We start from the raw sequence: 19715 nt of genomic DNA on the forward strand, positions 1-19715 counted from the left end.
AGGGAAACCACGCCCGTCCTGGAATCTGACCATGACCTCAAACATCTCTGGGGGACCTCATACCGCACGTTCGGACCGTGAGTCACTCGACCAACTGTTCGCTCTTCTCAGTCACCACCATCGCCGGCAAATCTTGGTTCTGCTCGCCGCCGCGAATCCACGAACCGTCGATGCAGTCACGCAGGTCTGTCTCGGGTCACGGGAGGGTGGAAGGGAAGAAGAACGAATCCGCATCGAACTCCATCACGTCCATCTGCCCAAGCTCGAGGCCGAGGGATATCTCGAGTGGGACCAAACCACCGATACGATTCGTCGGGGGCGGGACTTCGAAGCCATCGAACCGGCCCTCGAACTCCTCACAGCGCACCCGGATGCGCTCCCCGGCACCTGGCCCTGACGTCCGAGGTGGCCGGCAACGCACTCGATGGATTCGGGGATTGCGTGGAGTGTGAGTTTGAAGAACTGTGAACCGCTGGTGAGAGTCATGGAGCGGACCGCCGGGGCCGCTCACGAACCGCGTATCAGGGCGACGTTACTCGGGACGTCGTGCACGACTCGTTCGGTGACAGTTCCGAAGGGTGTTCGGGACCCCTCGGTCCGCCCCGAGAGACCGACGCAGACGGTGTCGTACTGACTGGCCGCTTCGACGATTGCTGGCCCGATATCGTCGGCGACGACGACCTGGACGTCGTACTCGTCTGGGTCGAGTCCCGCCGCCTCGGCGGCGTCGACGACGACCGACCGCCCCCGTTCCTCGGCGTCCGAGTCGCTCTCCCCTCGGGGGGACTGGACGTTCAGCAGGGTCGGGACGGTCCCGTCGACGGTCGCAAACTCGGCCGCTTGGTGGGCAACGACCGGCGCGTTGTGGCCAGGGGCGATGAGTGCCACCGGCGTCCCGATGGTCTCGTTTCTGAGCGTGACGAGTGAGACGTCACAGCTCGCGTTCCGAACCACCGGGTCGACCGTCGCGCCGAAGACGTGGCCGTCGCGTTCGAGCGTCCCGTCCCAGCCGAGGATGGCCTCGTCGGCTTCCTCGTCTTCGAGCACGTCGAGTATCGCCTCTCCGACGTCGGGAGCGACGACCGTTCTGGTCCGGAGGGTGACGTCCATCTCGGCCGCGATGTCGTGGGCGCTCTCGAGAAGTTCGCGCTGATGCTCGAACCGGTCGGCCTCGACGTTCTGAAACGGTGAGGGGTGTGCGACCGGCGTGACGTTGACAGCGACGAGTTCGGGCGTCCCCCGGTCCTCGTTGGCGTGCGCGCTGGCCGCCGCCAGACGGAGGAGGCCGCGCTGTGTCGCCGGGTTCGCCACCGGAACGACCACGCGGAACGGTTCGGCTGGTTTCCCTCGAATCGCTTCGTTGAGGAGCCCTTCGCTCACGACGCGCCCTCGTGTGTAGGTCGCGTACCAGACGACCCCGAAGGCGACGATGCCCGACCCGATGACGATGACGAAAGTCGCCATCTGCGAGACGACGAGGAGCGACAACACCACCCCCAGTATCGGGACGACCGGATAGAGGGGTCGTGGGAGCGCAAAGGAAGGGTCGTAGCCGTCCGGGTCGGCCCGCCGGAAGACGACGAGCGAGATGTGGACGAGCGAGTACGCGACGAGGAAGCTGAAACTCGCCGCCTCTGCCAGCAGCGCGATGATAGTCTCCACTTCGAGGCCGACGAGAATCAACAGCGCCGTCACGACGCCAGTGACCGCGATGGCTCGATGGGGCGTGTAGAACCGAGGGTGACTCACGTTGAACCAGTCGGTCACGACCCCGTCTCTGCCCATGGCGTAGATGACCCGTGAGGCCGCGAGTATCGAGGAGTTCGAGCTCGATATCGCCGCGATGATGGCGGCGAAGACGATTGCGACGACCCCCGCCGGACCCAGGTAGGTGACGGCCACGTCCGAAACCGGGATGGGAGAGTCGCCGAGCGACTCGAAGGGAATCACGCCGGTGCTGACGAGCATGACGAGGACGTAGAGGATGGTCACCAGCACCACCGAGAGAATCATCGACAGCGGGATGATTCGACTGGGATTCTTGATTTCGCCCGCGACGGTGGCGATGATTTCGAAGCCGAGGAACGAGATGAAGACGATGCCAGTCGTGGCGATGACACCACCGGGCCCGAAGGGGGCGAACGGTTCGAGGTTCCCCGGGTCGATGAAGAACACGCCAACCGCGACGAAGACGAGGATGATGGCAGTCTCGACCCCGATGGTGACGTTCTGGAAGGCACTCGACTCCTCGGTGCCGTAGTAATTGACCCCGAGGAGGAGGACGAGGCCGACGAGCCCGAGGGCGACGATGAAGACCCGTCCGTCGAGGAACGGAATCGGTTCGACGAGATACTGCCCGAAGCCAATCATGTAGAACGCGCTCGCGAACATCAATCCCGTCCACATCCCCCACCCGACGACGGCCCCGAAGAGTCCGCCGAGCGCGCGATTGACGTAGTGATAGCTCCCGCCAGCGATGGGCATCCCGGTCGCCAGCTCGGAAAGCGAGAGTGCTGCGAGCAGCGCGACGAAGCCAGCGATAGCGTAGGAGACCGAACTCGCGGGGCCGGCGGTTTCGGCGGCGATGCCTGGGAGGATGAATATCCCTGCACCGATCATCGTCCCCCCGCCGAGCGTCATCGCCTCGATGAATCCGAGCGTCCGTTCGAGTTCACCCTCATCGGCGTTCATCTGTCTCTCCTCCACTTCGTGGCGTGTGGGTTCACTCGTTATCCCTCACGATGAGCGACGGGACGTCGAGCGCGTCGACGATGGCCGAGAGGACGTCCCCGATGATACGCTCGCGGAGCGAAGGGTCGGTCTCACCGAGGACGACGAGGTCGTACTCCGCTCCGAGTTCGACGATGTCGGTCTGTGGGTCACCGCCTTCCGAGAGCCGCCAGTCGACCCTGTCGCGGTCGACTCCGTACTCGACGAGGCGGTCGACGGCGCCCATGAGGAGTAACTCACCCTGGGTTGGGTCGGCGTCCTCTGCGACCGAGTGGAAGAGGGTGGCCGTCTCGTTGCCCGCGAGCAGCAGGTCGGCGACGACTGCAAGGATTCGGTCGAGGTTCACGTCTCCGCGAAGTGGGACGAGGACGCGGTCGACGACCGTCGAACGTCCGGCCGTCAGCACCGCGTCGCAGTCGTACTCGTCTGCGATGCGGTCGATAGTGGCCTCACGGTCGTGCGTGAAGACGAGTACCTCGGCGGGACCACCGTGCTCGGCGGCGACTGCGTCCAGGCGGTCGGTGGCCTCGGGGCCGTACTGGTCCCTGAGCAGTGCTGGTTCGGCCTGGTCCGGAACCGGGAAGTACCCGAGTAAAACCACCTCGACGGCACCGAGATGGTCGATGACGTCGAGGAGTGGCTGCTCCGTCCCCGAGACATCGACCGGAACGAGAATCCTCAGTTCGTCGATACGTGTCATAGTGTCACATCCCGCCCGGAGCGTTTCAATCCTTCGCGGGATTTGCAGGTATCTCCGAACACCGGAGTCGACCACGCTCCGGGGACGAACGGTCCGAACCGTCGAACGGGAGACCTCGGTCCACGTCGAATGGCTGTCCCCGTGCTTCCTGCTCTCTCATCGCTGAAACGAACTCAACCGGGTCGCTGCATCCACCCCCTGTCTGTGTCACGCCACTCCTGTCGGCCGTTGGCGCTACCCGTCCTGTAACTCCTCTTCGCGGAGCGCATCGTTCAGGTCGTCGCGGACGCGTTCGCCCGTCTCACGGTTCATCGCCGTCGTGACGATGCGATTCTCCTGCACGCTCGACCCGTCGCGCAAGAGGAGTCTCACGTTGCCGTTGTCGTCGGCCCGGGTGACTTTCGCCCGGAGTCCCGTCCGCGACCCGGTTCCGCTGGCGTCGATGGGGCCGGGGATGACTTTCTTCACGTGCGGGTGCCCGGCGACGACGCCAATCGCTCGCCTGCCTTTTCGGCCGCCGATGAGCGTCGTGTGGCTGCCGCCGAGTTTCTCTGCCGGTGGGATGTCGACGACTTCGAGCGCTCGTTCACCCCGGCGTTCGAGGACGGCCTGTACGGGGTCGGTTTCGGTGACGCGGTAGAACTCGTAGTGGAGTTGCGCGCGCGTCTCGCGGAGGGGAGCACGCTCGCCGGCGGCGTACACCGTCTCCGGACGCTTTCGTCGAATCTCGTCGGCGACGAGGCCCGCGAAGTTTCGCACCTGAACGATTCTGGAGTCGCCGTCAGTCTCGGGGATGGTCGTCACCGTCGTCTCGCCGACGACGTCGTCTTCGTCGAGGAAGGTCAGCGTCGCGCGGTCCGGTTCGAAGACGACGACGACGACGTCACAGTTGGCGGTGTTACAGGTCAGACAGTAGTCTCCGGGTTTGTCTAACGGATTTCCACACCGCCGGCATTGCATACCGACGCTTCAGATGTGCGCGTACAAAAGGCCGTTTATATCGGGAGTCGGTCGGTGCGGGAGACGGGTGTGAGGATGTCCCGATGGCCGTGGCGAAAACTATTGGTGGCCCCTCCGTGAGTCCATCGTATGCGCCGTCGCGCCCTTCTCGCGTCTCTCTCTCCGCTCGCCCTCACCGGGTTCGTGGGACTCGTCGCCCTCGCCCTCGACCCGGAGACGACTGTTCGTCTGGCGACCGAACTCGGCCGGTCGGCGGTCGAAACCGTCCTCGGTATCGTGTCGTATCTCCGCCGTGCCGCACCCATCTCGACGGCACTGTTCGCTATCTTCGCGTGGCTTGCCGCCGGGAGTTTCAGTGCGTTCGCCGTCGCCAGCGACCCCGACGAGACGCGGACGACTGCCGAACTCGTGTTCGCGCTCGTCGCCTCCGCAGGCATCCCACTCGTCGCCGTCTTCGCCCGCGATAGGCCCGTCGTCGTCGTCGGGACGGGTGTCGTCTTCCTCGCCGCCGCCGGTGCCATCTTCGCGGGGCGCTCGGACACCGACGGCGTCGTCACGGGGTCGCTGTACGCGATGGCACCAATCGCACTCGGTGCGGGTGTCGCCTACGCATTCGTCGGGGCATCTGTCGCACGCACCGCGTCGCTCGCGCTTCCGCTTGCCGTGGGGTACGCACTCGGCGTCGCGAGTGCGCGCGGGCGACACCGTCTCGGTGCGGCCGTCTCGACGGTGGCCTTCGCCGTCCCAGTCTGGTTGTACTTCCCCCCGGCGGCCGAGGCGTCTGGGTTCCACCTCTGGACAGTCGCACTCGCCGTCGGATTCGCGCTCGTCGCGACGGCGCTGTCGCTTCCCTTCGCCGCGATTGGCTACGCGACGACCCGCAAAGGAGACGCGCGGCAGTCGCCAACCAGTAGCGCCAGCGCTCGAACGGCAGAACAGTAAGAGAGCGACCCCGGCGCGACTATCTGGCCCTCGCCCTTAGAGGTCCAGCGGCCCAGTTTTGAGGTATTCGCGCATCACGGCCGTCGCGTACGACCCGTGTGGGAGCGCGAAGTCGACGACGAGTCCGTCGTCGTCGTCGAGCGTGAGGTCGGTGCGAACGAGAATCGCACGTCGCGTTCCGGTCGACCGGAAGTTACCGGGTAGGTCGAAATCCCCCGGTTCGAGGGCGAGTTCGTCCAGAATCTCGCGTTCGATTTCTCCTTGTTCACCGTCTGCGAGTTCCGTCTCGGTTCCGACCAGCGGCGCGGTGACGAAAGCCCGACCACGTTCGATGTGACGGCTCATCACGTCGACGCGACGGCCAGTCGCAGACTGCAGGCGACTCACGTCGGGGAGTTCGAGTCCCTCGGGAGCGTCCCGGTCGGCGAAGCAGACGACGTCGCCTTCGACGGGTTCGTCGAACGGAATTCCACGGTCGAGACGTTCCGAGAGGATGCGGTTGAAGACGTACGACTGCGCGGCGTTGACGAAGAGTCGCTGGAGGTTCGACGGAACCGACTCCAGTGCGTTGCGCCAGTCGTCGTCGGTCTCTGCGCCGTCTTCGGCGAGGCGGTGGAGCATGCCGCGCTCGTACCCGAGGTACCCCGGAATCGCGTCGAGCGCGCGATGCCAGTCCGGGTCCGCGGAGGCCGCCTCTTCGTCTACGATGGTGCGTCCCGCTTGCGTCTCTTCGGGTTCGTCCTCGGTGGGGCCGCCACAGTACGCGAGGACTGCCTCGCGCCACTCGCCACGGACGACGTGCAACCCGACTTTGTGCGTGATTGGGCGGATGCTCCCGAAGCGCTGGTGGCCGAAGTAGTTGGGGACGCCGACGACGTCGTCTCGGCCGCCGAAGTCGTGGAGGGCGTCGGTGATGGCCGCCGCGTTCTCCGGGTTGTCGGGTTCGCGAACGCGGATACGGAAGCCGTTCCCTGCGAGGTCACCGAAGTCGAGCGTGCGGCCGAGTCGGCCGACCACTTCGATGTCGGCGTTCGGAACGTCCGGCACGTCTGCGGCGTCGCCGCCGTGGACGGTGAACAACTGGGTCGTCACGGCGTGTTTGTCCTTCGTGCCGGCCCACGAGACGCGCTCTCTGCTCGCGCCGAGTTCGTCGGAGAGACGGCCGGCGAAGTCGTTCGTATCCCACCCTCTGAGGGTGACGCGGAGGACGAGGTTCGGGAAATCACCGGTCGGAGCGTCGGGTGGCCGGATGTTGAGCGAGTCGAGTTCGAGTTCGCGAACGCGGAAATCTTCTGGCGTGACTCTGAGCGTCCCGCCGACACCGTCGGCGTCGCTCACGTAGTAGTCGATGCCGACTGCACGTTCGAGCGGATGGGCCTCGCGCATCAGTACAGCGAGAGGTGGCCCGTCACGCGGTCGATTTCGTCGTCGTCACCGGGGCCGACTGCGAGCGCCGTCACCGTGCCGGGGTCGAGTTGCGTGTGCCCCGCGTCGCGGATGATGGCCGTCGGGAGGCCAGCGCGTTCGGCCTTGTCGGCGAGTTCGAACAGCGCCGACTCACCGTTGGCTTTGAGGACGACTTTCTTCTGTCCCTGCCCCTTCCAGCGCTTGCGCGTCTGCGTGTCCGTATCCTCGTAGGCGGACAGCGAGGCGTGGGCGACCTGCGCGGCGAGTTTCCCTCGGCCCATGCCGAGGTCCGCTCGGGCGACGATGGCCTGTTTCATGGCGTGTTCTCCCCGCCGACGGGGTAAATGTCCTCCCATCCAGCGCGTCGACGCGCCGGAAGCCAAAAGAAATTTATTTGACATCTCCGACGTTCGACCGATGGCTGGTCCCCGCACTCCCCTGTTGAAGCCGCGCGCATACTTCGCGTCGCGGACGCCACCGTTCAGTTTCGGCCGCGCCCTCCTCGTCGTCGGCCTCGTGACACTCGTCCTCACCGCAGGTGTCGGCGGTATCCTCTGGACGTTCACCGAGCAACTCGACCAACAGGTGTCGGTCGACAACCCCGACCACCGCCCCGAGTGGGCCTGTGACGAGTACGAAGACGGCGGCGCGTTCGAAGATATGTCGCCACCCGAGGGCTGTGACCCGTCGGTCCCAGAACACGTCGACCGGCGACTCGGTGACCTCGTCTGGCAGGAACTCTCGTGGGTGCCGTGGTCGATGTTGGTGCTCGTCCCGTTGTTCTGGGTAATCGAGGCTGTACTTCTCCACCTCGGAACCTCGCTCGTCGGCGGGGCGGGACGCTTCACCGACACGCTCGTCGTCACCGCTTGGGGGATGGTTCCCAGCATGCTCCGCCTGCTAGTCGTCGGGGCCTATCTCGTCTCCCGTCTCGGAGAGTTGTCGCTCCCATCCGACCCAGAGGCCGCCGTCGCAGTCATGGAGTCGGCGCTGTCGGGACTCGGCCTCGTCACCGGTCTCGTCACGCTCGCTGTCGTCGCGTGGGCGACGTACGTCAGAACCTACGGCCTCGCCCGCGGGCGTGACATCGACGTCGCCGACGCGGCAATCGTCACGGTGGGGCTGAGCGTCGTCGGTCTGCTCTTCGAACTCGTGTAGACCGAACTCAGAGAAGGTGGATTTACGTTGCCTCCTCGCGCTCGTTTCGACAATGATACTCTCGGACGCAGACATCCTCGCTCGCCTCGAACGAGGTGACCTCGTGGTAGACCCCATCGACGACATCGACATGCAGGTTCAGCCTGCGAGCGTCGACCTTCGACTGGGCACGGACTTCCTGGAGTTCCAGCGAACGAACATCTCGTGTATCCACCCGAACCGCGAAGACGAAGTGACCAAATACGTCCGCGAGACGCACGTCCCGGAAGGCGAGGACTTCATCCTCCACCCGGGCGACTTCGTCCTCGGGACGACCAAAGAGCGCGTCGAGATTCCGCCGGACCTCTTGGCGACGGTCGAAGGCCGGTCGTCGCTCGGGCGACTCGCAGTCGTCATCCACGCCACCGCCGGTATCGTCGACCCGGGATACGAGGGGCAGATTACGCTCGAACTGTCGAACCTCGGGACCGCACCCGTTGCACTCACGCCCGGCATGCGCATCTCGCAACTCATCTTCACGGAGATGAAGTCGCCCGCAGAGCGCCCCTACGGCGCAGAACGCGGGTCGAAGTATCAGGGACAGCGCGGGCCGCAAGCCTCTCGAATCGGCTCCGACCCCGAGTTCAACAAGACGCCTGACGACGAATGAGATTCATCGAGGAGATAGTCGTCGACGCGTTCCTCCCCACCTTCAGGGCACTGCTCGCCGAGGACCTCCGCGAACGCGGATTCACACAGGCGCAGGTTGCCGACGCACTGGGGATTAGCCAGAGCGCCGTCTCGAAGTACGCACACGGCGAGGTCAGCATGAACGAGCACGTCGCGGACGACGAACGCGTTCACGATTTGGTCGCTCGCGTCGGCGAGGGACTAGCAACCGGCGACATGACCCCCGTACAGGCGCTCGTCGAGGCGGAGGTACTCATCCGCCAACTCGAAGAGGGCGACCTATTGTCGGACCTGCACGAAGCGGCGATGCCGGAACTCGACGCCTACGACGGATTCCACAGTATCCACGACCCAGAGGGGCACCTGCGGACGGTCGAACAGGTTCGGTCGTCGGTCCGCCGTGGCCTGCGGATGCTCACGAACACGTCGGGCTTTGCCGGCCTCATCCCCAACGTCGGGTCGAACCTCGTCGAAGCGCTCCCCGACGCGACCAACATCGACGACGTGGCCGCCATCCCCGGCCGTATCTTCGACGTGAAGGGGCAGGCGGCGGTTCCGGGCGACCCCGAATTCGGCGTCAGCGAACACGTCGCGGGGGTGTTGCTGTCCGCCCGTGCCGCCGGTGTCGACGTTCACGCGGCGCTCAACGTCGTCTACGACGCCGGCGTCGTCGAGGCTCTCGAAGCGGCGGGCTACGAGTGCATCGAGTTCGACCCCGACGCGCCGACAGACCCGGTTCGGGCGACGCTGGAAGGGCGTGACCTGCCCGAGACGTTCGTCGTCTACCAGTCCGGTGGGTACGGAATCGAACCGATTACGTACATCCTCGGCCCCGACGCGCCGACTGTCGCCGACGTGGTCCGGACACTCCTCTGATGTCCACCGACTCGGCCTCACCGTCTCCGTCTGCAGTCGCGCAGTCGTTCTATACGCGGTGGGCCGTGCTCTACGACGCCATCGCACGCCAGACACCGGGTGTCGGACGCGTCCGGACGGACGCAGCAGACGCACTGAGACTCGACCCGGGCGACACCGTCGTCGAGATGGGGTGTGGGACCGGTGCCAATCTCCAGTCTCTCGCAGAACGCGTCGGTCCCGAGGGAACAGTCGTCGGCATCGACTTCTCCCCGGGCGTCCTCGACGTGGCCCGCCGCCGCGTCGGTGACGCTCCAAACGTGCATCTCGTCCGCGCCGACGCGACGCGACCACCCGTGGCCGACGCCGACGCGGTTCTCGCCACGTTCGTCTCCGGAATGTTCGACGACCCTGCCGCAGTCGTCTCGTCGTGGGCGGACCTCGTCGGGCCGGGCGGGAGACTCTGTCTCGTGGACCTCGCGGAGACGACACACTCGTCGTGGCGACGCCTCAATCCGGTCTTCCGGGCGCTCGTCAGGGCGACTGCCCCGCCGCGAACGCGGACGATGCGCGCGTCACCGACCGAGATGCTGAACGGCCGTCTCGTCGCGGCCCACCGGGAACTCGAAACCCGGTGTGTGGACGTTCGCGCGACGACGCACGCACTCGGCTTTGCGCGGATTCGGGCAGGGACTGTCTCCTGACCGGGTGGAGGCGATGCCCATCTATTTCCTGTTTGATTGTGTATGTCTGCCATGGCCTACATTGTCAAGATGCCCAAACTGGGGTTAGAGATGAAATCCGGGGAGCTCTCGGTATGGCTCGTCGGCGAAGGAGAGGCAGTAACCGAGGGAGAGCCAATCGCAGAAATCGAGTCAGAGAAGACGACGGCCGAGATTTCGGCCAAAGAGGACGGCGTCCTGCGACGGGTGCTCCTCGCCGAAGGTGAGTCGACAGCACCCGGGGGGTCTGTCGCTATCGTGGCCGAAGCAGACGAAGACATCTCCGACCTGGAAGCAGAGGCAGGTGGGGGAGCAGATGAAGCGGCGTCGGAAGCCGAGACTGCTGAAGCGGACGCCGAGGAACCCGAAACCACGGCGGCGTCGAGTGGGTCGCAGTCGGCGGTCACACGACAGAAATCGGCGGCGTCGGAGACGGACGCGAGCGACGTTCGTGCCTCTCCGCGAGCGAAACAGGTGGCCGAGGAACTGGGTGTCGACCTGACGACAGTCGAGGGGACTGGCTACCAGGGGTCGATAACCGAGGAGGACGTCGAAGCGGCGGCCGAATCGGCACCGAGCGAACCCGCCGCCGAACAGGGCGAGGTTCGTGCCTCGCCGCGAGCGAAACAGGTGGCCGAGGAACTGGGCGTCGACCTGACAACAGTCGAAGGGACTGGCTACCAGGGGTCGATAACCGAAGACGACGTCGAAGCGGCGGCCGAGTCGGCACCGAGCGAACCCGCCGAGGAACCGAGTGAGGGTGCTGCAGGCAAACGAGTGTTCGCGCCGCCCAGTGCCCGCCGGTTGGCCCGTGAACTCGGTGTCGACATCGAACGGGTCACTGGGTCTGGAAAGAACGGCCGCATCACGGAATCGGACGTGCGCGCGGCGGCCGAATCGGGTGGCGAGGCAGGTGAGGCCGAACCCGAACCCGTCGAGATGGAACGACCACTCTCTGGGATGCGTCGGACCATCGCGGACCGACTGGGCGAAAGCTACCGGGAGTCCGTCCACGTGACTGTCAACCGGGGCGCGGACGCAGAAGAACTCCTCGCTGCCGCATCCGCCGCCGACGACGCACTCGGCGTCGACGTGTCGATTTCCGACGTTCTCATGCTCGCCGTCTCGGCGGCACTCGACGAGTACCCCGCGTTCAACGCGACGTTCGAAGACGACGTCCACCAGCTTCACGAGGCCCACAACGTCTGTATCGCAGTCGACATCGACGAAGGACTCATCGCGCCGGTGGTTCGGGACGTGGATTCGCTCTCACTCGCCGAACTCGCGGCAGAACGGCAAGCGGTCACGCAGCGAGCGCTCTCGGGTGACTTCACGATGGACGACCTGACCGGCGGCACGTTCACTATCTCCAACCTCGGGGTGCTCGGCGTCGAGTCGTTCGACCCGATAATCAACCCCCCACAGGTCGCCATCCTCGGCGTCAACACGATTCGACGCGAAGTCGTACCGACCGACGAGGGCGACGTGGCCGTTCGGAAACGTATCTCGTTTTCGCTCTCGTTCGACCACCGAATCGTCGACGGCGCGGACGCCGCTCGATTCCTCGGGAGTCTGGTCGAACACGTCGAGAACCCGTGGCCACTCGTCATCGCGGCGGGTGGACGCTAAAAGAGGGTCAGTCCCGGAAGTACCCTTCGCGGGTCGCTCGTTCGAGAACCGACGTTATCTCGACGAGTCGTGGGCCGTCGGCGACGGGCCGGAGCGTGACGACGCCGTTTCGGACCTCGTGTTCGCGTTCGCCGTCGACGCTGACCACGCCGCGAGGAATCTCGAACGTGTACGGCGCGCCGTCGTCGAGGAGTTCGTAGTCCGCGACGTGGACTTCCGAGAGCGTCCCGGGAACCGTAATCCCGCGGACGAGCGTCCCGGCGGAGTCCTCACGGTCGAGTCGGAACCCGACCCCACCCGGGTCGTCTGGTCGGTGTGTAACCAGTCCACCGGCGATGCCGGAGAGACCGATTTCTGCCGGCGACGCCCGCGAGACGACACCACCGACGATATCATCCGGGTCGAGAATCGCCCGTGTTCCGACGAACGCCCGGTCGAGGATACCGACCGTCGCGAGACCGGTAATCTCGCTCGTTCCGGTTTCTTTCTCTACTTCGACTTCTATCGTTCCGTGGCGAATCGTCGCCTCGTCCGCAGGGACGACACCACTCGCGACGAGGCCTGCTGCTTCACCTGCGACGGTCCCGTCGATTGGCGTGGGAACGACGTTGTTCGTCCCCGTCGAGATGCTCACGACTGGTACGTCGCCGATGGTCTGGGCGACGTCACGGGTCGTCCCGTCGCCGCCGAGGACGACCACCGCGTCCGCGTTCGATTCGAAGTGTTCGGCCGCGTTGCGACTGTCGCGGGCAGACGCGCTGACCGGCATCTCCAGGAGACTGACGTCGATATCCGACGGGGCGTCGTCGACGATGCGGTCTGCGAGGCCGGCGTTGTCCGGCATGACGAGCACTTCCACGTCGTCACACAGCGTCAGGCCGGCGAGGACACACCCTGCGGTACGCCGCTTCGCGTAGTTGTTACTGACGCTGGCACCGCCGGTGAGTCGCCGAATGTCGCGTCCGGCGGCCGGGTTGACGACGAGGCCGACTGTCGTCACCACTTATACGATGCGGTTGATTGCGGCTTCGACGTCCGAGGCGTGCGGGAGAACCTCCTCTTCGAGCGCGGGGCTGAAGGGGATGTGCACGTCGGCGACACCCACGCGTTGTATCGGCGCGTCGAGACTGAAGAACGCGTTCTCCATGACTCGCATCCCGATTTCCGCGTGGGTCCCGTACGACAGTGGGCTCTCGTCCGCGACGACGAGTCGACCGGTCTTCTTCACACTCTCGACGAGCGTGTCCGTGTCGAGTGGGTAGAGTGACCGGGGGTCGATGACTTCGACGCTCGTCTGTCCGTCGAGTTGCTCGGCGAGTTCGAGCGTTTCGCCGACCATGCGCTGGGTGGCGACGACGGTTACGTCCTCACCCTCGCGTTCGACGCTCGCTTGCCCGATGGGGAGGGTGAAGTCCTCGTCGAGCGGCACCTCACCTTTCTCTTCGTATATCTGCTTGTTCTCGAAGAAGATGACTGGGTCTTCGGACCGGATAGCCGTCTTCAGGAGGCCTTTCGCCGCGGCGGGCGTTCCGGGTGCGACGGCCATGATTCCGGGGAAGTGGGCGAACCACGTGTGGAGCGTCCCGGAGTGCTGACTCGCGGCACCACTACCGCCACCTTCGGTGGTTCGGACGGTGACGGGCATCTCCGTCTTCCCGCCGAACATGTACCGGTTCTTCGCCATCTGGTTGATAATCTGCTCGGAGCAGACGCCGATGAAGTCCGAGAACATGATTTCGACGATTGGTCTGCTTCCCGTCGCCGCCGCACCGACTGCGGCACCCATGAACCCCGCTTCGCTGATGGGCGTGTCGCGGATGCGGTCCTCGCCGAACTGTTCGACGAGGTCACCGGTGACTTCGTAGACGCCGCCGAACTTGCCCACGTCTTCGCCCATGACGAACACGTCTGAGTCGCGTTCGAGTTCCTCGCGCATCGCGAGTCGAATCGCCTCTCGGAAGGTCATCTCCTGGGTGCTCGATGGGCCAGACCCGGCACTGGTTTCGGTGCTCATTTCGACTCACCCCCGTCGGTCCGCCCACGGCCACCGTCGGCCCGCATCTGAGTCGAGAACTCACTAATCTCCGGTACTGTCGCGTTGAACATGTCTTCGTAGGCCTCACTCGGGTCTGGATACGGTGCCTCCTTCGCGTCGGCAACCGCGTCCTCGATTTGCTCGTCGATCTCGGCTTTCATCTCGTCGAACTCGGATTCGGTGATGACGCCCGCCTCGACGAGTCGTCCTTTGAACGTCTCGATGGCGTCGCGGTCCTTCCAGATATTCACGTCCTCTTCCGTCCGGTACGGTTGCTGGTCGCCTTCGAAGTGGCCGTGGTACCGATACGTCTCGGCTTCGATGAAGGTCGGACCCTGTCCGTCTGCGGCCCGCTTCCGTGCTTCTTTCACCGCTTCGAAGACGGCGGTCACGTCCATCCCGTCGACGGTGAACCCGGGGATGTTGTACGCCTCGGCAGTCTCGCTGAGGTTCTGGACGTTGTGCTGTTTCTCGACTGGCGTCGCCTCACCGTACTGGTTGTTCTCGACGACGAAGATTGCCGGCAGGTCCCACGTCGCGGCGATGTTGATTGCCTCGTGGACCTGCCCCTGTGCGACTGCGCCGTCACCGAAGAACGCGAGAGCGACTGTGTCTTCGCCCTTCAGGTGTGACGTGAGCGCCGCACCTGTCGCCAGCGGTGGGCCAGCGCCGACGATACCGTTCGCACCGAGCATCCCGGCGTCGACGTCCGCGATGTGCATCGACCCACCTTTCCCGTTACAGTAGCCGTCTGCTTTGCCGTACAGTTCCGACATCATCACCGTCGGGTCGAGTCCCTTCGCGATACAGTGACCGTGGCCCCTGTGTGTGCTCGTGATGTAGTCGTTCTCTTCGAGGGCCGAACACGCACCGACCCCGACTGCTTCTTCACCGACGTAGAGGTGGACGAAGCCCGGAAGTTCTCCGTCCGCGAACAGTTCTCCCGCCATCGTGTCGAACGACCGAATCGTCAACATCCGACGGAGTGCCTCTCTCTGTCCATCCTCAGTTTCTATGTCTATTACCACCATGTGGTGTCCCAACAATTAACACGAACTATTATTGCCTTTTCTAAAACTAACATGAATAATACACATATGCCTGACATGACTTGCCACAATTCCAGTATTTCAAATCACTTATTCAATAAAAACAAACATTCCCACATACTATTATCCGGTTGTCAACCAACTCGGGTCCCCCCTCGACTGGTCAGTGACCCGGTTACACTGGTGTCGCCTGCCTCCTTTTACCGGTGAGTCCCTAACCACGCGTGATGCGAACCCCACAGGTCGTGGTAGCATGAACATGCTCTACGAAGGCGAGTGGACGACGGAGTACGACGCCAACAACGACGACGGCGAGTTCGAGCGACAGACGACGACGTTCCGCAACTGGGTCGGCGAAGACGACCGGTTCCCCGTCGAGTCGGGTCGGTACCACCTCTACATCTCGCGGGCGTGTCCGTGGGCACACCGCACGGCGATGACGCGGACACTGAAGGGACTCGAAGACGCCGTCTCGCTGTCGGTTGTCGAACCCGTCCGTATCGACGACGGATGGGAGTTTTCGGAAACCTACCCCGACCCACTCTACGGCGAGGAGTACCTCCGCGACATCTACGTCCGCGCCGACGACGAGTTCACCGGGCGCGTCACCGTTCCCGTCCTCTGGGACAAAGAACGCGAGACCATCGTCAACAACGAGTCGCGCGAGATAATGCGGATGCTCAACGAGGCGTTCGACCCACTCGCCGAGAACGACGTGGACCTCACCCCGGACGGGTACGAAGACGAGGTGGACCGTCTCATCGACGAAATCTACGAACCGGTCAACAACGGCGTCTACCGGGCTGGTTTCGCGACGACGCAGGAGGCCTACGAGAACGCCGTCGGCGAACTGTTCGACGCACTCGACCACTGGGAGTCCGTCCTCGCCGACCAGCGCTTCCTCGCGGGCGACGTGTTCACCGAGGCCGATATCGCGATGTTCGCGACGCTGATTCGGTTCGACCACGTCTACCACACGCACTTCAAGTGCAACCGGAAGGCCATCCACGAGTACGACAACCTCTGGAACTACACGAAGGACGTCTTCCAACTGCCGGGTGTCGAAGACACGGTCAACGTGGACCACATCGTCCGCCACTACTTCGTCAGTCACGGCGACATCAACCCGAAGCGAATCTTCGCCGTCGGCCCGGACCTCGACTTCACCGAACCGCACGACAGAGGCCGCTTCGAGGCGGACCTGCCGCCGGTCCTCGCGGGAGACGACTGAACTCGACCAGTTGGAGGCGGCCACTCCCGCCGTCGTTTTCCCCGCTACCGGTTCGGCGGTATTTCCCCGCTACCGGTTCGGCGGTATTTCCCCGCTACCGGTTCGGCGCTAGTTCGGCGACAGTCCCGTCGCGGAGGGTGTCGCTCGCACCGATTGGAATCGAGACGATTACCTCGTCGACGACGTCACGCCCCGCCAGTTCCTCGAACTGCGCGCGGGCGTCGTCTGGCGACCCACAGATTGCCAACTGCGCTATCATCTCGTCGCTGACGGCTTCTCGCGCCGCGTCGCGGTTCCCCTCGCGCCAGTCGTCGGCGATTCGGGGTGCGAGGTCCGGAAACGACTGTGCGACGGCGTTCTCGTACCCGTCACTGCTCCCTACGTAGTACGCGAGATGGTTCCGAATCGCCGCGTACGCCTCGTCGGTGTCGTCTCCGACCGCACACGGGACGTACGGTGCGACTGTGATATCGTCCGGGTCCCGACCCGTCTGGCGGGCCGTCTCCGCGATGGTTTCGAACGCCTCCGGTAACTGGTCGAACGGAACGTTGTGCGGTAACCACCCGTCGGCGACTCGTCCGGTCGCGCGTCGATTCGACGCACCGAGGGCGGCAGCGTACACCGGAATCTCGCGGTCCAGTGACCGAAAGTCGGCGACGGAGAACAGTTTCCCTTCGTAGTTCACCCGGCCGTCGCCGCCGAGGAACGCCTTGGTGAGTTCGATGGTCTCGTGGAGTCGTCGCGGTGGGTTGTCGAACGCCATGCCGTGAAGGTCTTCGACCACTTTGGCGGTGCTCGTCCCGAGTCCGAGTCGAACCCGCCCGTCTGCAACGTCTGCGAGCGTTGCCGCGGCCTGTGCAAGCGTCGCTGGAGAGCGACCGTAGACGTTGACGATGGCCGTTCCGAGGTCGATTCGCTCCGTTCGGTGTGCGGCCATCGTCAGCGCGACGAACGCGTCTCGGCCCCACAGTTCGGGGGTCCAGAGGCAGTCGTATCCGAGCGATTCCGCGCGTTCGGCGAATCCCCCGACGTCGTCGTAATCGCCCGGGATGAGGAGTCCGGTCGGCATACACCCACCGACTGACCACGAAACTAAAACAACTCCGCCGGGGAGGGCGACGTGTCTCGGGGCGAATTGTAGAGACGCTCCTCGCGACGGATACTTCTCTCCAGGATTGTTACATTGTCACATGGCGAGTCGGTTCGTCCGCACGGTCAGGCGACTCGAACCACCGCCGAGAGCGGTCGATTGGTCGATATTCGTTCTCGTGGTGTTCGAGGCGGTGTCCGGTGTGATTACCCTCGGGGCTGGCCATCCGGCCAACGCTCTCTTGTTCCTCCTCCACGGTGTCGCCGGCGTTTCCCTCGTCGCGCTCGTCGGATTCAAACTCTACCGCGTCCGCCACCGCGTCCTCGACTCGCGTCTCCACGACAAGCATACGCTCGCCTCGGTGGTCCTCGCCGTCGTCGCCCTCGCCGCACTGGCGACCGGTATCGCGTGGGTCGCAGGCGTCGAGGTTCGCCTCGGCTTCTGGACGCTCCTCAACGTCCACATCGGGTTCGGACTGCTCGTCCTGCCGATTCTCCTCGTCCACCTGCGTTCGCGGTTCCACACGCCACGACGGGTGGACTTCGCGGACCGTCGCCGGGCGCTCCAGTACGGAGCGCTCCTCGTCTTCGGTGCGGCCACGTATCGCGCCACAGAGGCCATCGGGTCGATACAGGGCGTCCAACGCCGATTCACCGGCTCTCGGCCCCTCCCACCGGGTGACGGTAACGCGTCGTTCCCCGTCACGAGTTGGGTCGCCGACGACCCGGCCCCAATCGACCCCGATTCGTGGCGACTCTCCGTCGAGGGACTGGTCGACAATCCGTTCTCTCTCGACGTCTCGGACCTCGAATCTGACCGCACCGAGTCGGTTCTCCTCGACTGTACGAGTGGGTGGTACACGGAACAAGACTGGACCGGTATCGAACTCGGTTCGCTCCTCGAACGCGCCGACGTTCACTCGTCAGCACGGTGGGTGACGGTTCGGTCGGTGACGGGATTCCGATGGTCGTTCCCCATCGAGGAAGCAGCGGAGATGCTCCTCGCGACGCACGTCGGCGGCGAATCCCTCTCACACGGTCACGGCGCGCCGCTTCGACTCGTCGCCCCGAATCGACGCGGCTTCCAGTGGGTGAAGTGGATAGACACAGTCGAAGTTCGCAGACGCCGTGACCCGGCGCAGTGGCTCGCGGTGTTGGTCAGTGGATTCGGATGAGGAGGACAGTGATTGCGTGGTTCGAACCGTCCCCGACACTCTGTCGGGTCGCTACGGGTGAGACACCGACTGGGACCGCACGTCACCGGCCGTCGGCGACTGGTGAGACAGTCGCCATGCGAAGACGGCGGCACCGAGGAAACAGAGCCCCCCGGCGGCGAGCAAGAACGGTTCGGCACCGAGGACGAGTTCCGTCGTCGACCCGTCGTACTTCTGAACCTGCGTGTAGAGGCCCGGGTCACGAGCGTAGTGCAGAACCGCCTGAATCGGGTATCCGAGTTCGACGACACCGACTCCAAGCGGGACGACTGCGGCGTACTTCCAGCGGAGGGCGGCAAGCGTCCCGCCGACGCCCACGGCACCGAGTTGGGAAAGTAGTCTCTCCCCGTGGTTTATTCGTCCACTCCATCCGGTCTCTATCATCCCCTCGTACCCTGGGGCGACGTGGAGTAACTCCTGATATATTCCGACGGCGACGGCGGCGGCCCCAGCGAGTGCGAGGGTGACTGCGAGGATTCGCTGACGGTTCATACCGAATCCTCATTCGTGTAATATTAATAAGGTTTCTGACGTGGTCTTCACTCGCTTCCGTCGCTCCCGCTCCGAATCACACGTTCGGCGTCGGCGAGTGCGGCGTCGGCGTCGAAGTCGGCGACGATTGCTTCGAGTTCCTCGCGGGACGCGTCCGCCAGTTCTCGCGCGTGAGCGGTGATGTTCGGCACGGCACGCACGATGTTGTCTACGATGGGGACGGTAGCGACCCGTGCAGACCGGGACATCGGGTTGAGGTCGACGACGATTTCGGTCTTGTCCATCGCGCCGAGTGCTTCTGCGCGGTCACCGTCTTCGAGTGGGACCACGACGACGTCGGCACTGCCGATACCGTCTGCGTCGACTTTGGCGCGTTCGTGGTCGATGCCCGGAATCCGGCCGTCTGCGGTCAGTCCTTTCACCTCGTCGGCACCGTGTTCTCGGAGGTGGTCGACGATTGCCTGCATGCGCTCGTCGGTGCGGTTGAACAGGTTCACTTCGATGTCCGCATCCACCGTGTTTGCCAGTTCGACGATTTCGGCGGGACAGAGTGCAGCGACGTTCCCGTTGACGGAGACGACGGGGTGGGTTGCGAGGAGAAGGTGTGCGGCGGCGACACGCGCCGCGTCGTCGGCGCTCGGAATCGTCCGCTCGCCGAGGAGGTAGTCGAACGCTTCACCACGACCCTGTGCGATGAGGCCCTGCTGACTCGTGATACCCTTCTCGACGCCTTCCTCGATGCGGTGTCGAGTGAGGAGTGATTGGTATCGTGGGTGACTCTCCGGAATCTCGATGTCGCTCATTGCTGGTGCATCGTCACTCCGAGAGTAACA

The 19715-nt window shown here is 64.6% G+C and carries 20 protein-coding genes; 9 read left to right on the forward strand and 11 right to left on the reverse strand.

Annotated elements, in window-relative coordinates; translation table 11 throughout:
• The first annotated feature begins 31 nt into the window (after nucleotides 1-31).
• Nucleotides 32-397 carry an ArsR family transcriptional regulator gene (locus ACK3R5_RS02780; protein ID WP_411967999.1) on the forward strand — a complete coding sequence of 122 codons (366 nt, stop codon included), beginning with the start codon at nucleotides 32-34 and terminating at the stop codon, nucleotides 395-397.
• Between the two features lie 110 nt (nucleotides 398-507).
• On the opposite strand, the gene ACK3R5_RS02785 is transcribed toward ACK3R5_RS02780, so the two are convergent.
• From ACK3R5_RS02785 to ACK3R5_RS02795, 3 genes are all read right to left on the reverse strand, one after another.
• Nucleotides 508-2691 carry an amino acid permease gene (locus ACK3R5_RS02785; protein WP_411968000.1) on the reverse strand — a complete coding sequence of 728 codons (2184 nt, stop codon included), beginning with the start codon at nucleotides 2689-2691 and terminating at the stop codon, nucleotides 508-510.
• Between the two features lie 31 nt (nucleotides 2692-2722).
• Nucleotides 2723-3430: a hypothetical protein gene (locus ACK3R5_RS02790; protein ID WP_411968001.1), complete on the reverse strand. Its 708-nt coding sequence runs from the start codon at nucleotides 3428-3430 to the stop codon at nucleotides 2723-2725.
• A 234-nt stretch (nucleotides 3431-3664) separates the two neighbouring features.
• A complete protein-coding gene (locus ACK3R5_RS02795; RefSeq protein WP_411968002.1) occupies nucleotides 3665-4390 on the reverse strand; it encodes a DUF2103 domain-containing protein in 726 nt (241 codons plus the stop codon).
• Nucleotides 4391-4519: 129 nt separating this feature from the next.
• Between ACK3R5_RS02795 and ACK3R5_RS02800 the strand changes: the two genes are divergently transcribed.
• Nucleotides 4520-5332, forward strand: a complete 813-nt coding sequence (locus ACK3R5_RS02800; RefSeq protein WP_411968003.1) for a hypothetical protein — start codon at nucleotides 4520-4522, stop codon at nucleotides 5330-5332.
• Nucleotides 5333-5368: 36 nt separating this feature from the next.
• Here ACK3R5_RS02800 and truD read toward each other — a convergent pair whose 3' ends face one another.
• Nucleotides 5369-6718 carry a tRNA pseudouridine(13) synthase TruD gene (truD, locus tag ACK3R5_RS02805; RefSeq protein WP_411968004.1) on the reverse strand — a complete coding sequence of 450 codons (1350 nt, stop codon included), beginning with the start codon at nucleotides 6716-6718 and terminating at the stop codon, nucleotides 5369-5371.
• The gene (pth2, locus tag ACK3R5_RS02810) at nucleotides 6718-7056 is read right to left on the reverse strand and encodes a peptidyl-tRNA hydrolase Pth2 (RefSeq protein WP_411965529.1); all 339 of its coding nucleotides are present in this window, start codon (nucleotides 7054-7056) and stop codon (nucleotides 6718-6720) included. Before pth2 ends, truD begins: the two co-directional genes overlap by 1 nt.
• A gap of 100 nt (nucleotides 7057-7156) precedes the next feature.
• Here pth2 and ACK3R5_RS02815 point away from each other — a divergent pair, with 100 nt between their 5' ends.
• From ACK3R5_RS02815 to ACK3R5_RS02835, 5 genes are read left to right on the forward strand one after another with little or no spacing between them, the layout of a single operon-like run.
• On the forward strand, nucleotides 7157-7897 hold the full coding sequence (locus ACK3R5_RS02815) for a Yip1 family protein (RefSeq protein WP_411968005.1): 741 nt from the start codon (nucleotides 7157-7159) through the stop codon (nucleotides 7895-7897).
• Between the two features lie 52 nt (nucleotides 7898-7949).
• On the forward strand, nucleotides 7950-8546 hold the full coding sequence (dcd, locus tag ACK3R5_RS02820; protein ID WP_411965531.1) for a dCTP deaminase: 597 nt from the start codon (nucleotides 7950-7952) through the stop codon (nucleotides 8544-8546).
• On the forward strand, nucleotides 8543-9442 hold the full coding sequence (locus ACK3R5_RS02825) for a thiamine-phosphate synthase family protein (RefSeq protein WP_411965532.1): 900 nt from the start codon (nucleotides 8543-8545) through the stop codon (nucleotides 9440-9442). Before dcd ends, ACK3R5_RS02825 begins: the two co-directional genes overlap by 4 nt.
• Nucleotides 9442-10125, forward strand: a complete 684-nt coding sequence (locus ACK3R5_RS02830; protein WP_411968006.1) for a class I SAM-dependent methyltransferase — start codon at nucleotides 9442-9444, stop codon at nucleotides 10123-10125. The genes ACK3R5_RS02825 and ACK3R5_RS02830 overlap by 1 nt, the downstream gene beginning before the upstream one ends.
• Before the next feature lie 51 nt (nucleotides 10126-10176).
• On the forward strand, nucleotides 10177-11772 hold the full coding sequence (locus ACK3R5_RS02835; protein WP_411968007.1) for a 2-oxo acid dehydrogenase subunit E2: 1596 nt from the start codon (nucleotides 10177-10179) through the stop codon (nucleotides 11770-11772).
• 7 nt (nucleotides 11773-11779) lie between these two features.
• On the opposite strand, the gene ACK3R5_RS02840 is transcribed toward ACK3R5_RS02835, so the two are convergent.
• From ACK3R5_RS02840 to ACK3R5_RS02850, 3 genes are read right to left on the reverse strand one after another with little or no spacing between them, the layout of a single operon-like run.
• Nucleotides 11780-12775 (reverse strand): NAD(+)/NADH kinase, encoded by a 996-nt coding sequence (locus ACK3R5_RS02840; RefSeq protein ID WP_411968008.1) that lies wholly within the window; start codon nucleotides 12773-12775, stop codon nucleotides 11780-11782.
• Complete coding sequence (locus tag ACK3R5_RS02845) at nucleotides 12776-13786, reverse strand: alpha-ketoacid dehydrogenase subunit beta (RefSeq protein ID WP_411965536.1); 1011 nt, start codon at nucleotides 13784-13786, stop codon at nucleotides 12776-12778.
• Entirely contained in the window at nucleotides 13783-14838 is a 1056-nt protein-coding gene (locus ACK3R5_RS02850) for a thiamine pyrophosphate-dependent dehydrogenase E1 component subunit alpha (protein WP_411968010.1), read from the reverse strand. The genes ACK3R5_RS02845 and ACK3R5_RS02850 overlap by 4 nt, the downstream gene beginning before the upstream one ends.
• Before the next feature lie 271 nt (nucleotides 14839-15109).
• Here ACK3R5_RS02850 and ACK3R5_RS02855 point away from each other — a divergent pair, with 271 nt between their 5' ends.
• Complete coding sequence (locus ACK3R5_RS02855; RefSeq protein WP_411968011.1) at nucleotides 15110-16087, forward strand: glutathione S-transferase family protein; 978 nt, start codon at nucleotides 15110-15112, stop codon at nucleotides 16085-16087.
• 94 nt (nucleotides 16088-16181) lie between these two features.
• Here the strand turns inward: ACK3R5_RS02855 and ACK3R5_RS02860 are convergent, their stop codons facing one another.
• Nucleotides 16182-17156, reverse strand: coding sequence for an LLM class flavin-dependent oxidoreductase (locus ACK3R5_RS02860; protein ID WP_411968012.1), 975 nt, complete (start codon nucleotides 17154-17156; stop codon nucleotides 16182-16184).
• Between the two features lie 121 nt (nucleotides 17157-17277).
• Between ACK3R5_RS02860 and ACK3R5_RS02865 the strand changes: the two genes are divergently transcribed.
• A complete protein-coding gene (locus ACK3R5_RS02865) occupies nucleotides 17278-18351 on the forward strand; it encodes a molybdopterin-dependent oxidoreductase (RefSeq protein WP_411968013.1) in 1074 nt (357 codons plus the stop codon).
• Nucleotides 18352-18402: 51 nt separating this feature from the next.
• On the opposite strand, the gene ACK3R5_RS02870 is transcribed toward ACK3R5_RS02865, so the two are convergent.
• Together ACK3R5_RS02870 and ACK3R5_RS02875 are read right to left on the reverse strand one after the other, a co-directional pair.
• Nucleotides 18403-18882, reverse strand: a complete 480-nt coding sequence (locus ACK3R5_RS02870; protein WP_411968015.1) for a hypothetical protein — start codon at nucleotides 18880-18882, stop codon at nucleotides 18403-18405.
• Nucleotides 18883-18929: 47 nt separating this feature from the next.
• A complete protein-coding gene (locus ACK3R5_RS02875) occupies nucleotides 18930-19685 on the reverse strand; it encodes a 4-phosphopantoate--beta-alanine ligase (protein WP_411968016.1) in 756 nt (251 codons plus the stop codon).
• Between the last annotated feature and the right edge of the window lie 30 nt (nucleotides 19686-19715).

The organism is Haloferax sp. YSSS75, from assembly GCF_046764215.1.
Classification (GTDB): domain Archaea; phylum Halobacteriota; class Halobacteria; order Halobacteriales; family Haloferacaceae; genus Haloferax.